Below are 14234 nucleotides of genomic sequence, written 5' to 3'. Positions count from 1 at the left end.
ATCAGGCGTAGGACAACGCCTTTTCCTCCAGCAGCTCCTGATACAACTCGGTCCACTTGCGGCCCATTTCGTCGGCTGTGAATAACTGCCGATAGCGGGCCTCTGCCTTGAGGCCCATTTCGGCGGCGCGGGCCGGGTTTTCCCACAGGGTGCGCATCGCTTCGCGAAACGCCTGGGGATGACTCGGTGGCACCACCAGCCCGGTTTCGTTGTGGATATTGATGTAGCTGGTGCCGGTGCCGATCTCGCTGGAAATCATCGGTTTGCCGTACATCGCGCCTTCGAGCAGAGAAATGCCGAACGCTTCCGAGCGCAGGTGCGACGGGAAGACGATGGCGTAGCTCAGTTGCAGCAGGGCGACCTTGTCTTCATCGCTCAGACGGCCGAGGAAATGAATGTTTTTCAGGCCAAGCGCGGCGGCCTGGGCGTGCAGCTCCTGCTCCAGCGGGCCCGCGCCGACGATCACCACCGGGTAGTCAACGTCCTTCAAGGCATCAAGCAGGATGTGCAGGCCTTTGTAATAGCGCATCACCCCGACAAACAGGAAAAACTTATCCCCAAGCTGCTGGCGCCAGCGGTTCATGCGCTCGACATCGGCCTGTGGATAACCTGCCTTGTTCAAGCCATAAGGGATGACGCGGGTCTTGTCCTGGAATTGCTGCAACACATCGCTGGTGTGCAGATAGTTAGGCGAGGCCGCGACAATCCGGTCGGCGCTGGCGAGGAAGCGGTTCATCAGCGGGCGATAGAGTTTGAGCAGGTGCTTCTGGCGAATGATGTCCGAGTGGTACGTCACCACCGTCGGTTTGTTCACGCCGCTGGCGAAGTGCACCAGATCCATGAACGGCCACGGGAAGTGGTAGTTGATCACGTCGGCTTCGGCGGCCAGTTCGCGAAACTGCTTGAACACGCTCCAGGAAAAACCGGTGGAGGCGAACTGGATATCCAGTTTTGCCCGATGCACTTCGTGCTGGCCGAGACGCACCACAGCAGGCTCTGGATTGGCGCTAAGGGTCAGCACCTGGCCGTCGATGCCGTGCTGGGCGCCGCTCTCGCAGAGTTGAAAGATCACTTGTTCGATACCGCCGACCGAGTCAGGCAGGTACGTCTTGAAAAAATGCAGAACCCGCATTCAACCTCCCATGGCCTGGAGGTAGGCGCCGGCCGTGGCCTGCGCGCAACGCTTCCAGGAAAAAAGCCGTGCCTGCTGCAATCCGGCTTTCCGGCATGCCTGCCAGTGCGCTTGATCTTCGATCAGTCGGCTCATCGCATCACGCAAGCCGTCTGTATCGTCAGCTTCAATATAGTTGCCGGCGTCTCCCGCCACTTCCGGCATGGCCGAGGAGTGGGTGAGCACCACCGGCGTGCCGCTGGCCATCGCTTCCAGCACCGGCAGGCCGAAACCTTCATACAGCGACGGAAAAATCAGCGCCCGGGCGCCGGACAGCAATTGCGCGACTTGCTCATCGGGCAAGTAGCCGAGCAGGCACACGTGCCCGCAAGCCAGCGCCTGCTGCAATTCATCACTGAACTGGTCGCGCTGCCAGCCGGCCATGCCGACGATCAACAGCGGAAAACGCTGGCGTACCAGATCCGGCAACAGCGCGTGGGCGCGCAGAGCCAGGTTCAGGTTCTTGCGTGGCTCCAGAGTGCCGACGCAGAGGAAATACTCCCGGAACTCGACCGCATGGGCCTTGAGCACCGTGTCGATGCCTTCCGGCTCGCGCGGATGGAAACGCTCGGCAACACCCAGCGGCGCGACCACGAAACGCTCGGCAGGCAGTCCGAAATATTCCCGTGCCTCGTCAGCGATGGCTTGCGAGTCTGTCAGGATGATCCGTGCCCGGCGTACGCCGTCGGCGAGTCGTCGCTCGATTTCCCGCAGCCGTGCCGGCGGCTGGGTCTCGGGGAAATGCAGGTGCGTCAGATCGTGCAGGGTGATCACGGTCGGGCCATCGAAGGCCAGCGGCCACAGGCTCGGTTCGTGATACAGATCGACCGGGTGCGCCGGGCCCTGATCGAAGCGTTTCTGCTCCAGCCAGCGGCGGGCCTGATAGGCGCCGGGGATCTGCCGCAGCAATGGCGTCAGACGCGAATAACCGGGCATCGCTGCTTCCGGCAGCTGCGAACTCCAGCCCCAGCCATGGAAGAGCGCCACGTCGATATCGGTGTCCGCGTGCAAGGCATTTACCAGCTCGGCGACGTAATGGCCGATGCCGGTGCGCGGTGCCTGGAGAATCCGGGCGTTAAGGGCTATGCGCATGTTGCCTCGCTGGCACCTGAGGCGCCTCCAGCACATGGCGTGCGGTACGCTCGGCCAGTTGCGCGCTGGCTTCGCGCCAACCGTTCCACTGCCAGTCGCTGACATCGCGGGCGGCGGGGAATCGACCGCTGCGTTCAAAGGACTGCACCAGATCGGCGAGGCTTTGCGGGGCCTGCAGATCGAAATAGGCCATGAACTCACCGCCGATCTCGCGAAACACCGGGATGTCGCTGCCCATCGCCGGCAGCCCGCGCTGCATGGCTTCCACCAGCGGCAGGCCGAATCCTTCGACGAACGACGGAAACACCAGCGCGCTGGCATGGGCGTAGGCGTGTTCGAGGCTGGTGTCGCTCAGGTCGTTGAACATGAACAGGCGCCGGTTCAGTTCGGGATGATGGCGGATCCGGGCGAGCAGCGTGTCGCACTTCCAGCCAATGCGTCCGGCGATGCACAACCGGGCTTTCGAGCCGTCCGCCCAGGCATGATCAAAGGCATCCAGCAGATAGTCATGGTTCTTGCGCGGCTCGATGGTGCTGACCATCAGGAACACTGGCTCCGGCGTTGCGAACAGCCGTTCCAGACGCGGTTCGACGGCAACTTCAACGCTCTGCAGATCCAGCTCGGAACCGAGGTGAAAATAGTCGAACCAGCGTTTGCCGGTCTGTTCCGATCCGAGGCGACGTTGCAGTTCTGCACGCACTTGATCGCGCACGGTGGTGGAAATCGCCATGAAACCGTCGGCGTTGTGGGCGATCCAGTCGAACCACTCGCTGTACACCTCGACCAGCCGCGTGTCGTAAAACTGCGGGTGGGACAGGGGAATCAGGTCGTAGATCACCGCGACGATGCCCAGACCTTCATGTTTGAGGCGTTCGGCGTGCAGAAAAAAGTCCGAATGCCAGGACGAGTCCAGCAACACCAGATGATCGCCGGGCTGGTGTTGCAGCGGCTCACAGCGTCGATCCAGTTGATAGCGATTGATCTGCTCGACCAACCGCAGTGGTATCCCGAATACACCGAACGACGTGAGGCGATAGCCGACGTACAACAAACGTCGTGTCAGCTTTGTGCGGCAGCGTGTGTCCAGCCGCTGATGCACTTGCCAGAAGCGGTGGGCAAGCCGTTCCAGGCGTTCGCCAAGCGTGGCGATGGTATTGAACAGCGGTGAGTCCAGCGGCGCCAGACGCGTCACACGGTAGAGCCTGCCCTTGAGCAGGATCACCGGCACGCATTCGACCCCTTCGGCGCTCGGCGGCAGCTGTTTGATGACGTTGCGCACCACCCGCTGAATCCCCGAATTGACCTTCGGGTGTTTGAACACGTGGGTGCATTCGACCAGCAGCCGGGTCATGGCGCGCGCTCAGTCAGCGCAGCGGCGGTATGGCGGGTTATCGAGGCCTTGGCGTCGAGCCACGAGCAGCCGACAAAATTTTCCTGCCGGCCGTTGATCACATGAAACACCAGGCCATAGTCGCGCCACTCGAAGTTCCGATCCATATGAGAGTCCAGTCGCGACAGGCTCAGCGATACCGAGTAATTGCCCTTGCCCAGACCCATCACGAAGGCAAAGCGATAGGTGAAACGTTCTCCGGCGTGCAGATCCGTCAGGGCCTTGTCGAGGCGATGGGTATTGATGCCATACATCATCTGGCCCAGGCGGTCCTTGATGAGAAAGCCGAGCACCATTCGTTCGATGTCGCTGCGCACCTCAACCTGTACTTCCAATACCACCGGCTGACCGACCTCTGCAGCCTCGATGGAGCGCTCCTGTTCATCCAGCAGGCGCACCCCGAGGATGACGGCCTCACCGGTGCCGGACACAGTCCGCACCTCGCCGCCGGCGAGCATTTCCTGACGCACGATCTGGCCTTCGCGTTCGGCCATCAGGGCGTTGTAGTAATCGAGCACCACTTCCGGCTTGTCGTACATGGCCATCTGGCCGTCCTTGAGCAGGATCGCCGAGTCGCAGATCGACTGGATCGCCGAGCGGTCGTGGGACACGATCAGCAGTGTCGTGCCCGCCTTGCGGAAGCTGCGGATGCGGTCGAAACTCTTGTGCTGAAAGTAGGCGTCACCCACCGACAGCGCCTCGTCGACGATCAGGATATCCGGTCGCCGTGCGGTGGCGACGCTGAAGGCCAGGCGCATCTGCATGCCGCTGGAGTAGGTGCGGACCGGATGGTCGATGGCCTCGCCGATTTCGGCGAAATGTTCGATCTCGGGCATCATCGCTTCGATTTCGTCGACCTGCAGACCCAGCAATTGCCCGGCCATGATTGCGTTCTGGCGGCCGGTAAAGTCCGGGTGAAAGCCCATGCCCAATTCCAGCAATGCGGCGACGCGACCTTCAATTTCAATCTTGCCGCACGTGGGTTGAGTGGTGCCGGTGATCATCTTCAGCAAGGTGCTTTTACCCGCACCGTTGGCGCCGACGATGCCCACCGCCTCGCCGGAAGCGATTTCGAAAGCGACATCCTGCAGCACCCAATGCTGGTGGTGGCGCAGGGGCGAAAACGGGATCAGCCATTCCGCCAGGCGACTCCAGCGATTGGGATACTGCTTATAGGCCTTGCCCAGGCCGGTGACGCGAATATGTCCCATCAGAGTTCATCCACCATTTCACCGACACGCCTGCGAAACAGCCGCAGGCCGATCAGGCACATCACCAGCGCGGTGATGAACACCGGCAGCAGCGAACTCCAGACGGGCCACTGCCCATACAGGAACAGGTTCTGATAGCTGCCGATCAGGTTGGTCAACGGGTTGAGTTGCAGCAGCCGCTGAACCCACTCCGGCAGGATGCTCATCGGGTACACGATCGGCGTCAGCCAGAACCAGAACTGCAGGCAGATGGCGAAGAGCTGACCGACATCGCGAAAGAACACATTCAATACGCCGAGGATCATGCCCAGCCCGGCGCAGAACATCATTTGCAGCGCGATCAGGGGGATCAGCGCCAGCAGCGCCATGCCCGGCCAGCGCCCGGTGATCAGCAGAAAGCCGAGGAACAGGCCGATGATGATGGCGAAGTTGATTGCCGCGTTGCAGAGCACAATCACCGGCAGGCAGATTCTGGGGAAGCTGATTTTCTTCAGCAGGTTGGCGTTGTCCAGAAACATGGTCTGGCTGCGCAGGGTGATTTCAGAGAACAGCCCCCAGGCCAGCAGACCGGCGCAGAGGTAGACGCTGTAGGCCATGCTGTCATCCACGCCCGGCAGGCGTGCGCGCATGATGTGGGAAAAGATCACGGTGTAGACGATGATCATCGACAGCGGGTTGAACACGGGCCACAAGGCACCGAGCAGTGAATTGCGATAGCGCGATTGAAACTCTCGCTGCACGCTGCCGAGAATGAAGCCTCGATAGTCATGCAGCGAGCGATACAGGGAAAGCAGCATTTAAACCGTCCTGCCGTACTGGTCTTCGAAGCGGACGATGTCGTCCTCTCCCAGGTATTCGCCACTTTGCACTTCGATGATCACCAGGTCGATCACGCCGGGGTTCTCCAGACGGTGCTTGTGACCGGCGGCGATGAACGTCGATTCGTTCTTCGCCACCAGGGTCGTGCCGCTGCCGTTGTTGGTGACCTTGGCCATGCCTTCGACCACCACCCAGTGTTCGTTGCGGTGATGGTGCATCTGCAACGACAGCTTGCCGCCGGGTTTGACCACGATGCGCTTGATCTTGAAGCGCGGGCCTTCCTCGAGCACGGTGTAGGTGCCCCACGGACGGCTGACCGTACGATGCAGGCGATAGGCTTCGTGGGATTTGTCCTTGAGCTGCTTGGCCACGCGCCGCACATCCTGAGCACGGTCGGCGTGGGCCACCAGCACGGCGTCGGCGGTGTCGATGATGATCAGGTCTTCCACACCGACGGCGGCCACCAGCCGGCCTTCGCTTTGAACGAAGTTGTTGCGGCTGTCGATGAAGATCGCCTCGCCGCTCGCACGGTTGTTGTCAGCGTCGGCCGGCACCAGCGCCGCTACGGCACCCCACGAACCGATGTCGCTCCAGTCGAAACCGGCGGGCACCACCACGACTTTCTCCGAACGCTCCATCAATGCGTAGTCGATGGAAATGTCGGTGATCTCGGCGAACAGCTGCGGCGACAGTTCCTGTTGCAGATAACCCGTGGTTTCCAGCGGTTCGCTGGCGGCCATGCAGGCGCGGGTCTGTTCCAGCAACTCGGGGGCGTGCAGCGCCAACTCGGCGATCAGGGTCGCGGTGGTGAAACAGAACATCCCCGAGTTCCACAGGAAGTTGCCGCTCTCCAGATAATGGGTCGCGGTTTGCAGGTCGGGCTTTTCCACGAAGCGCTGCACCTTGGCTGCGCCGTTTGCGTCCAGTGGCGCGCCGGTTTCGATGTAGCCGAATCCGGTTTCCGGGGCGGTCGGCACCACACCGAAGGTCACCAGATAACCGTCTTTTGCCAGATTGACTGCATGTTCGACCGCGCTCTTGAGCGCGTCTTCGTTGACGATCAGATGGTCGGCAGGCATCACCACCATGATCGCTGCATCACCGTGCAGGGCTTGCAGCGACAGCGCTGCCGCCGCGATGGCCGGCGCGGTGTTGCGCCCGGTGGGTTCGAGCAGAAAGTGCCCGCGATGGCGTGAAAGGCGCGCGGCCTGATAGTGATCCTTGCTCTGGAAGTAGTACTCGCGGTTGGTCACCGTGACGATGTCGCCCCAGCCGTCCAGCAGCGCCGCGGCGCGCCGGTAGGTCTTGCCCAGCAGCGACTGGCCGTCGGGCAGGGTCATGAACGGCTTCGGGTGGCCCTCGCGGGACACCGGCCACAAACGGGTGCCGGCACCGCCGGACAGAATCACGGGGATCAGCATGGCCTACTCCTTGGCGACGCGTTTCATGTCTGCATCCATCATCATGCGGATCAGGGTGTCGAGGTCGGTCCTGGGTTTCCAGCCGAGCACGCGCTGGGCCTTGGCCGGGTTGCCGAGCAGCACTTCGACTTCGGCCGGGCGGAAGAACGCCGGGTCGATCTTCACGTAGTCGCGGTAGTTCAGGCCAACGTGATCGAAGGCGATTCGGCACATCTCGCGCACGGTGGTGGTGACGCCGGTGGCGACCACGAAATCGTCGGGCTTGTCCTGTTGCAGCATCAGCCACATGGCCTCGACGTAGTCACCGGCGAAGCCCCAGTCGCGCTTGGCATCGATGTTGCCCAGGGCCAGCTCCTGCTGTTTGCCCTGTTTGATCCGGGCGGCGGCATCGGTGACCTTGCGGGTCACGAATTCGATGCCGCGCAGGGGTGATTCATGATTGAACAAAATGCCGCTGCTGGCGTGCAGATTGAAGCTTTCGCGGTAGTTTACAGTGATCCAGTGGCCATAGAGTTTGGCCACGCCGTACGGGCTGCGCGGGTAGAACGGGGTGTTCTCGTCCTGTTGCTCGGCCTGGATCAGGCCAAACATTTCGCTGGTGGACGCCTGATAGAAACGCGTGTGCGGGCTGAACTGACGGATCGCTTCGAGCAAGTGAGTCACGCCCAGGCCGTCGACGATGCCGGTGGTCACCGGTTGGTCCCAGGAGGCAGCGACGAAGCTCTGGGCCGCCAGGTTATACACCTCGTCCGGTGCCGACTTGATCACCGCGCGCTGCACTGAGCAGGCGTCGGCCATGTCGCCGTCCAGATAAACGATGTCAGCCTCGACACCCATCTCGCGCAGGCGCCAGCGCGAGTCGCTGCTGCGTCGCGCCACCAGGCCGTGAACCTTGTAACCCTTGTCGAGCAACAGTCTGGCCAGATACGCGCCATCCTGGCCGGTGATCCCTGTGATCAATGCACTTTTTGTCATTCTTGTCGTACTCGCGTCTCCCAGTCGGACAGGATCGCCCGCAGGGATTGTTGTGTAGTGATTTGCGGCGTCCATCCTGTGATCCGGGCCAGCCGTTGGTGGCTGCCGCAGACGCGACGCTGATCCGCGCGGCGCATACGTGCCGGATCCTGAACCAGTTGCAGCTTGACCTGGGCCAGGTCGGCCATCTGTTCGATGAGGCTGCGGATGCTTTGCTCATGGCCCGAGCAAATGTTGTAGACCTGCCCCGGCGTGCCTTTTTCCAGCAGCGCGAAATAGGCCGAGACCACATCGCCGACGTCGAGGAAATCGCGGGTGACATCAATGTCACCGACTTCCAGTTGCGGCGCTTGCAGGCCTTGCTTGATACGGTTGATCTGCCGCGCGGCGCTGGCGATGACAAAACTGTCTTTCTGCCCGGTGCCGATGTGGTTGAACGGACGCGCGACCAGTACCGGCCAACCTTCGCTCAGCCCCCATTGCAGGCTGAGAAACTCCGCCGACAGCTTGCTGACTGCATAGGGATTGCGCGGGCAGGGTGGTTGTTGTTCGGTGATCGGCAGCGCGGGTTCTTCGACCTGGCCATAGACGTCGCCCGAGCTGACATACAGGAACGTGCCCTTGAAGCCGCGGGCCTTGAGGGCCTGCAACAGGTTCAGAGTGCCGAGCAGGTTGATGTCGAGAGTACGTGCCGGGTCGCGGAAAGCTTCGGGGACGAAGGTTTGTCCAGCCAGGTGAATGATCGCATCGGGCAGCTGCGGCCACAGATCGATAAGGCTGTCCGGTTTTGTCAGGTCGTAGGCCGAGGCGGCAGGCAGCAGCTGCCACGACGCGTCTTCCCCTTGCAGACGTGACTGGATGTGTTGTCCTACGAACCCACTGAGGCCCGTGATGAACAGACTTTTTTTCAAACAGCGACCCCTTGGTCTTTAACTTTCACCTCTTCCCACAGGCTTTAAGGGAATGTCTGTCAGCCCCCTGGTAAAACCGGGCAGAACGGCAGGTGAAGTCATTGTTGTAGTTGTTTGGCTGCCAATCTGTGCCAATTGCGCAGCAATTTCAACCGGCCAAACCGTGACCGGTCAGTTCTCGTCAGCGTAGTCGCGTTTTTCTCGTCGGGCGGTTCCCGAACCTTCAACGGATGTGTTTAGAATGCCCCTCGTCACGGTTCCCCGAACGCTGCCGGAGTGGGTGTGCAACCGGGTGAATCTGACCACTAAAACAAGAACGAAGACGTGTCCCGGAACACTGGACGAGCATCGGCCCTGCCGACTCGATCCAATGGCCAGGCCGTCATAGCGTGAAGTTGCCGGGATGGCGGTTTCACCGTGGGATGCCATGAATTTCATTCTCTACTCGGACGTCAACGACCGCTCCATCAGCCAGAGTCTCGGGCGTCCCGAATACAGCTATTACTTCGTGCTCAAGGCCTATCGCCCGGTGCTTGAAAGCCTCGGGCAGGTGCATGTGGTGTCCACCACCGCCGAGGTCGATCCGCTCTATCGACGGCTGCTTGCTGCCGGCGAGTCCAGCGTGTTTCTGTCTTTTACTCCGCCGCAAAATACCCCGAGCGATCTTGAATGCCCGACGATCTGCGTGATCGCATGGGAGTTCGATTCGATCCCGGACGAGTCGTGGGACGATGATCCGCGCCACGACTGGACGCAAATGCTCGCACGACAGGGACGGGCCATCACGCTGTCGAGCCACACCGCCCGCGCGATTAGCCGCGCCATGGGCGAGGACTTTCCGGTACTCGTGCTGCCGACGCCCTTGTGGGAAAACTTCGCCGTCATTCGTGAGCAGCACGTCAGTGCGCCGATCAATCCAGGCGCGACCCTGGCGATCAAGGGCTGCATTTTCGACAGCCGCACGCTGGGACTGTCTGCCGACGATTTGTTGCCCAAACCGCTGACCGCCGAACAACTGGCTGAAATCGAGGCACTGCGCCCGCCACCGCTGACGGTCAAACGACGCCTGGTCATTGCCCGTCACTATCTGCGTCTGTGGAGGCTGGGCGCGGGTGAAGAACGGGTGAAATTCCTGCACCACTGGTACTGGGAAGGTGTGCAGGATCTGCTGTCGGACAGCGCACACGCCTGGCTTGAAAAACGTTTCCCGGCCATCGCCGCTCCGCATGCGGTGGCGGTGGTCGAGCCACCCCCGCTGGATTTGCCGGACACCTCCTCAGTGGTCGAGACCGCGGTGGAAGGCGTGATCTACGTCACCGTGTTCAACCCCAAAGACGGCCGCAAGAACTGGCACCACCTGATCACCGCGTTCTGCTGGGCCTTTCGCGAAACGCCTGACGCGACGCTGGTGCTGAAGATTACCCAGAATGATCTGGCGTCCTACTACAGCGAACTGATGACCCTGCTCGCGCAACTGACACCGTTCGCCTGCCGGGTGCTGGTGATGCACGGTTACCTGGACGACGCGCAATACGCGCGGCTTTACCAGGCCGCCAGTTTTTACGTCAACGCCTCACGCTGCGAAGGCCTGTGCCTGCCGCTGATGGAGTTCATGTCCAGCGGCAAACCGGTGATCGCCCCGGACCATACGGCCATGGAAGACTACATCGACGATACGGTGGCCTTCGTCGTCCGGTCCAGCGAAGAGCTGACGATCTGGCCTCAGGACACCCGGATAATTTATCGCACGCTGCGCTATCGGCCGGACTGGGCTTCGCTCAAAAGCGCCTATGAGAACAGCTACCGGATGGCCAGGGCGCAGCCGCAGGAGTACGCGCGCATGTCTGCCGCCGCTGTCGAACGCATGCGCGACTATTGCGCGTTCGCCCCGGTGCAACGGCGCATGGCGGACTTTTTCGGCCTCGAGCCACTGGCCGCCGATGCCGCCCCTGTGACGGACAACGCCTCATGCTGATCATCATTCATTCGGAAACCAACCAGCACACCATCGCGCAAAACCTCGGCCGTTCGGAGTACAGCTACTACTTCGTACTCAAGGAGTACCGGCCGGTGCTCGAACGCCTTGGGCGTGTGGTGGAAGTCGTTGATCCGGCGCGCGAAGTCGATGCGTTGTATCTGGAATGCCTGGCCCGTGGCGAGCCCTGCGTGTTTCTGTCGTTCTCGCCGCCGCACCGCACGCCGATCCACCTCGCGTGCCCGACACTGCCGGTATTCGCCTGGGAATTCAGCACCATCCCCAACGAACCCTTCGACAACGAGCCGCGCAACGACTGGCGCACGGTGCTCCGGGCCTGCGGTGCGGCGATCACCCATTCCGGTTACACGGTCAATGCCGTGCGCGAGGCCATGGGCGCCGATTACCCGATTGTCGCGGTCCCGGCGCCTGTATGGGATCGCTTCGCAGCCCGAGGCGCGCAGCTTCAGGGTCAGTCTCCGACCGGACCGGTGCGACTGACGATCAAGGGACTGATCGCCGACAGTCGCCAGCTCGACCTCGACGCCTTCGGCCCGGAACATTTGCGCCGTGGTGAGGGCATCGATTTCCAGGCACCGGTGTGCGAGCAAGAGTTGTTGCTGGACGGGGTCGTCTACACGTCGGTGTTCAATCCCGGTGACGGCCGCAAGAACTGGGAAGACATGCTGAGCGCATTCTGCGTGACGTTTCGCGACATCGAAGACGCGACGCTGGTACTCAAGCTCACGCACCACGATGCCGAAGAAGCGCTCAGCGACATTCTTCATCACCTGTATAAGAACCAGTCCTATCGCTGTCGCATCGTGCTGATTTATGGCTACCTCGCGGACGCGGACTACGAGCGTCTGGTACAGGCCACGCGTTACGTGGTGAATACTTCTTACGGTGAGGGCCAGTGCCTGCCGTTGATGGAATTCATGTCCTGCGGCAAGCCGGCCGTGGCGCCGCGGACCACGGCGATGATCGATTACCTGAGTGCCGAGAACGCATTCCTGGTCGAGTCCTCCGATGAACTTACCGCCTGGCCTCACGATCCGCGCAGGGCTTTCCGTACCCTGCGCTACATGACCAACTGGGCGTCGGTCTGCGTGGCCTACCGCGACAGCTACGAAGTGGCGAAACACGATCCGCAGCGTTACGCACACATGGCGGCCCGGGCCGTCAGCAGTCTGCAGGGTTTCTGCAGTCAGGCAGTGGCAGAGCAGCGGTTGCAGGTTTTTCTCGCGCAACTGTTCGAGCATCAGGCATCCGCGGGCACCGAGGTGCCCCAGGCATGAGTGACAAACGAATCCTGGACATCGAAGTGCTGCGGGCGATCGCGGTGCTCGGTGTGCTGTTTCATCATTTGCAGGGCAGCCTGTTCACCGACCCGGTACCCCTGCTGGAAAAAATCCACGCCTGGGCGCAGCCGTGGTGGGGCGTCGATCTGTTTTTCGCGATCTCCGGATTCGTCATAGCCCGCAGCCTGATCCCGGCGTTGCGAGGTTGCACGACCCGTCAGGAATACTGGGAGCAGACGCGCAACTTCTGGTTGCGCCGGGTCTTTCGTCTGCTGCCGTCGGCGTGGCTGTGGCTGGCGCTGATGTTGCTGGCGTGCCTGTTTCTCAATCGCTCCGGAGCGTTCGGTACGCTGCACGCCAACCTGCAGGCGACGCTGGCGGGCGTGTTGCAGTACGCTAACTTCCGTTTTGCCGACAGTTTCTTTCATTACGAGTACGGCAGCAGTTTCGTGTATTGGAGCCTGGCGCTGGAGGAGCAGTTCTATCTGCTGTTCCCGCTGCTGATTCTGGTGTGCCGCAAGCATCTGGTCTGGGCGCTGCTGGCACTGGTTGCGGTGCAATTGTTCACCCTGCGCACGCCGATACTGATGGTCATCCGTACCGATGCGCTGGCCCTGGGTGTGTTGCTGGCGATGTGGAGCATGCAGCCGGGCTATCGCCGGTGGGAGCCGACTTTCCTGCACCGCCCGTGGGCCGGAGTGGGTGCGCTGATCGTGCTGGCGCTGCTGCTGAGCTACATGGCCACCGACCGTTTCACCTTTGTTTCTTACCGCATCGGCTCGATTGCCGTGCTCGGTGCGCTGCTGGTGTGGATCGCTTCGTACAACCGCGATTACCTGCTGCCTGCCGGCAGGCTGCAACAGTTGATGGCATGGGTCGGCAGCCGTTCCTACGGGATCTACCTCATCCACATTCCGGCTTACCAACTGGTGCGTGAGCTGATCTTCCGCTTGCAGGAGGCGGGAATGTCCAGCCCTGCCGGTCACCCGATCATCACGCTGTTGCTGGCGTTCGGTCTGATCGTGCTGCTCAGCGAGCTCAATTACCGTCTCATCGAAATGCCGATGCGCAATCGAGGCGCTGCCCTGGTGCTGCGCCTCGGTACATCGCGAATCGCCGTCCCATCCTCTGGAGCCACCTCATGCTGAGCCTTTTGAAGAAACTCACGGCGTCGACGCCTGCACCGATGCCCGAGCAGCCAGCTGCCGGGAAGGTCGATTCGTACATGCTCGGCCTGCACGACGCGATGCTCAGCGGCTGGTTCAACCAGGAAACCGGTGAGCTGTTCAAAGGCTTCCCGGTGACCGCCGATGACACCTTGCTGGACGTTGGCTGCGGCGACGGTGGCAACGTGCATTTCTGCGGCATGCGCGGGGCGAAGATCATCATTGCCGACATCGACGGCGCCAAGGTCGAGGCGACCCGCCAGCGCCTGAGCGATACCCCGGCGCGTGGGGTCGAATGCCATGTCACCGACTGCAATCCGCTGCCGATCGCCGATGGCACCGCCACTCGTGTGGTGTCCACCGAAGTCATCGAGCACGTCGACGACCCGGCGCAGTTCCTTGCCGAGCTGGTGCGCGTCGGTCAGTCGGGCGCGCTGTACCTGTTGAGCGTGCCGCATCCGAGCTCCGAAGACCTGCAGAAAGATATCGCCGCGCCGGAGTATTTCCAGAAGCCCAACCACATTCGCATCATCAGTGAAGAGCAGTTCAAGGCGATGGTCAGCGAGGCGGGACTCGAGATCATCAGCCATAGCCAGTACGGCTTTTACTGGTCGATGTGGATGTTGCTGTTCTGGGAGGCCAAGGTCGATTTCAGCAACCCGGATCACCCGTTGCTAAACCATTGGGCCGAGACCTGGCAAGCGGTGCTCGACTCACCGCGCGGCGCGCAGATCAAGCAGGCGCTGGATGCGGTGGTGGCCAAGAGTCAGGTAATCATTGCCCGCAAGCCCTGAACGCTTTT

At 61.6% G+C, this 14234-nt stretch carries 12 protein-coding genes; 4 read left to right on the top strand and 8 right to left on the bottom strand.

Features of this window, described 5'->3' with window-relative positions:
- Position 1 precedes the first annotated feature (1 nt).
- From CAF74_RS24005 to CAF74_RS23970, 8 genes are read right to left on the bottom strand one after another with little or no spacing between them, the layout of a single operon-like run.
- Positions 2-1132, bottom strand: a complete 1131-nt coding sequence (locus CAF74_RS24005; protein ID WP_085747997.1) for a glycosyltransferase family 4 protein — start codon at positions 1130-1132, stop codon at positions 2-4.
- Positions 1133-2263, bottom strand: a complete 1131-nt coding sequence (locus tag CAF74_RS24000; RefSeq protein ID WP_085748075.1) for a glycosyltransferase family 1 protein — start codon at positions 2261-2263, stop codon at positions 1133-1135.
- Positions 2247-3614 carry a glycosyltransferase family 1 protein gene (locus tag CAF74_RS23995; protein WP_085747996.1) on the bottom strand — a complete coding sequence of 456 codons (1368 nt, stop codon included), beginning with the start codon at positions 3612-3614 and terminating at the stop codon, positions 2247-2249. Before CAF74_RS23995 ends, CAF74_RS24000 begins: the two co-directional genes overlap by 17 nt.
- Positions 3611-4864, bottom strand: coding sequence for an ABC transporter ATP-binding protein (locus CAF74_RS23990; protein WP_085747995.1), 1254 nt, complete (start codon positions 4862-4864; stop codon positions 3611-3613). Before CAF74_RS23990 ends, CAF74_RS23995 begins: the two co-directional genes overlap by 4 nt.
- The gene (locus tag CAF74_RS23985) at positions 4864-5661 is read right to left on the bottom strand and encodes an ABC transporter permease (protein ID WP_085747994.1); all 798 of its coding nucleotides are present in this window, start codon (positions 5659-5661) and stop codon (positions 4864-4866) included. The genes CAF74_RS23990 and CAF74_RS23985 overlap by 1 nt, the downstream gene beginning before the upstream one ends.
- Positions 5662-7104 (bottom strand): mannose-1-phosphate guanylyltransferase/mannose-6-phosphate isomerase, encoded by a 1443-nt coding sequence (locus tag CAF74_RS23980; protein WP_085747993.1) that lies wholly within the window; start codon positions 7102-7104, stop codon positions 5662-5664.
- Positions 7105-7107: 3 nt separating this feature from the next.
- Positions 7108-8079, bottom strand: a complete 972-nt coding sequence (gene gmd, locus CAF74_RS23975) for a GDP-mannose 4,6-dehydratase (RefSeq protein ID WP_085747992.1) — start codon at positions 8077-8079, stop codon at positions 7108-7110.
- Positions 8076-8990, bottom strand: a complete 915-nt coding sequence (locus CAF74_RS23970; protein WP_085747991.1) for a GDP-mannose 4,6-dehydratase — start codon at positions 8988-8990, stop codon at positions 8076-8078. Before CAF74_RS23970 ends, gmd begins: the two co-directional genes overlap by 4 nt.
- Positions 8991-9417: 427 nt before the next feature.
- Between CAF74_RS23970 and CAF74_RS23965 the strand changes: the two genes are divergently transcribed.
- Genes CAF74_RS23965 through CAF74_RS23950 form a run of 4 tightly spaced genes read left to right on the top strand, consistent with a single transcriptional unit; the run spans position 9418 to position 14226 of the window.
- Positions 9418-10965: a glycosyltransferase family 4 protein gene (locus tag CAF74_RS23965; protein ID WP_256578407.1), complete on the top strand. Its 1548-nt coding sequence runs from the start codon at positions 9418-9420 to the stop codon at positions 10963-10965.
- Entirely contained in the window at positions 10959-12263 is a 1305-nt protein-coding gene (locus tag CAF74_RS23960) for a glycosyltransferase (protein WP_085747989.1), read from the top strand. Before CAF74_RS23965 ends, CAF74_RS23960 begins: the two co-directional genes overlap by 7 nt.
- Positions 12260-13414 (top strand): acyltransferase, encoded by a 1155-nt coding sequence (locus CAF74_RS23955; RefSeq protein ID WP_085747988.1) that lies wholly within the window; start codon positions 12260-12262, stop codon positions 13412-13414. The genes CAF74_RS23960 and CAF74_RS23955 overlap by 4 nt, the downstream gene beginning before the upstream one ends.
- On the top strand, positions 13408-14226 hold the full coding sequence (locus CAF74_RS23950) for a class I SAM-dependent methyltransferase (protein WP_085747987.1): 819 nt from the start codon (positions 13408-13410) through the stop codon (positions 14224-14226). The genes CAF74_RS23955 and CAF74_RS23950 overlap by 7 nt, the downstream gene beginning before the upstream one ends.
- The last annotated feature ends 8 nt before the right edge of the window (positions 14227-14234 follow it).

Source organism: Pseudomonas sp. R45(2017) (assembly GCF_002112305.1).
GTDB lineage: Bacteria > Pseudomonadota > Gammaproteobacteria > Pseudomonadales > Pseudomonadaceae > Aquipseudomonas > Aquipseudomonas paraglycinae.
This window is presented reverse-complemented; position numbering and strand designations above follow the sequence as displayed.